Below are 1,144 nucleotides of genomic sequence, written 5' to 3' on the forward strand. Positions count from 1 at the left end.
GGAGACCTTTGCATAAGGCCGCCGATGGCCGCGGAAGGTTGGTAAGAGGGTGGCTTAGCCTTTGCCGAGCGGGGGCGGCAGGCGCTTGGCGAGCTTTGGGTCGTTGGGTGGGCTGGTTGCGGTCTAGCCGAGCAGCAGGGCGTCGGCCTTCCTGAGGTTGAAGGCGATGCAGAGCATTCTGAGTTCGAGCAGGTTGGCCTTCAGGCCTCGGTATCGGACACGCCTGTAGCCGTAGGTGCGCTTGAGCGTTCCGAAGACGCGTTCGACGGCGGCGCGGATGGGACTGATCAGCCGGTTGCGGACAGCCTGCCAGTGAGGGAGGCGGGGCTGATGCTTGTGGCTGCGGTGCATGATGCGGTCCTTGATCCGGGCCGCCTTCAGCCGCTGTCGGCGTTCCTTTAACTCGTAGGCCTTGTCGGCATAGACGGCCCGCTCGTCGCCACAGACCAGGACGTCGGCGACCTGGCTCTCATAGATCTTGGCCGAGGTCAGTTCGGCCCGCCGGATCAGGCCAGACTCTTCGTCCACCGCCAGGTGGGCCTTGTAGCCGAAGTAGGTCTTGCCGCCCTTGCGGGTCCAGTCCGCGTCCGGGTCGGTGACAGACCTCGCTCCCGCCGGTTCGGACGGCTTCTTCACCGCCGCCTCCACCAGGGTGGCGTCCATCAAGGTCCCGCTCTTCACCAGAAGCCCCCTGGACCCCAACTGCCGCTCGATCTCCTCGAACAGCGCCTGGTCCAGCCCCCGCTCCCGCAGCGCTTTGCGGAAGCGGCTCACCGTCGAATGATCCGGCGAGCCCTCGTCCAGTCCAAGACCCACGAACCGGCGGAACGACAGCCGATCCCCCAGCGCTTCTTCAAGCCCAGGGTCCGACAGTCCGTACCACTGCTGCAGCAAAAGCGCCTTCACCAGCATCAGCGGCGGCCAGCTCGGACGACCCGACCGCGCCGCATAAATCCCTGACACCAGCCGATCCACCGCCGACCAGTCGAAGACCTCCCCGATCCGCTCAAGCCGCACGTTGCGGCCCAGCTTCGGCGAAAGCCATGCCTGCCCCAGATCACCCTGACCGCTCGAACGGTGCATCCCCAGCTCCCTGGCTACATCACCAGAGAATCAAGCTTCGAGCCCTTATGCAAAGGTCTCC

1 protein-coding gene is annotated in these 1,144 nt (G+C 65.5%); it reads right to left on the reverse strand.

Annotated elements, in window-relative coordinates; translation table 11 throughout:
• Positions 1-123 precede the first annotated feature (123 nt).
• A complete protein-coding gene (locus QO010_RS23945) occupies positions 124-1,083 on the reverse strand; it encodes an IS5 family transposase (RefSeq protein WP_307353296.1) in 960 nt (319 codons plus the stop codon).
• Between the last annotated feature and the right edge of the window lie 61 nt (positions 1,084-1,144).

Origin of the sequence: Caulobacter ginsengisoli, from assembly GCF_030814835.1 — a bacterium.
GTDB lineage: Bacteria > Pseudomonadota > Alphaproteobacteria > Caulobacterales > Caulobacteraceae > Caulobacter > Caulobacter ginsengisoli.

Excerpts from the sequence above, each read along its gene's own strand:
- QO010_RS23945 (WP_307353296.1), bottom strand. The coding sequence starts at position 1,083 with ATGCACCGTTCGAGCGGTCAGGGTGATCTGGGGCAGGCATGGCTTTCG.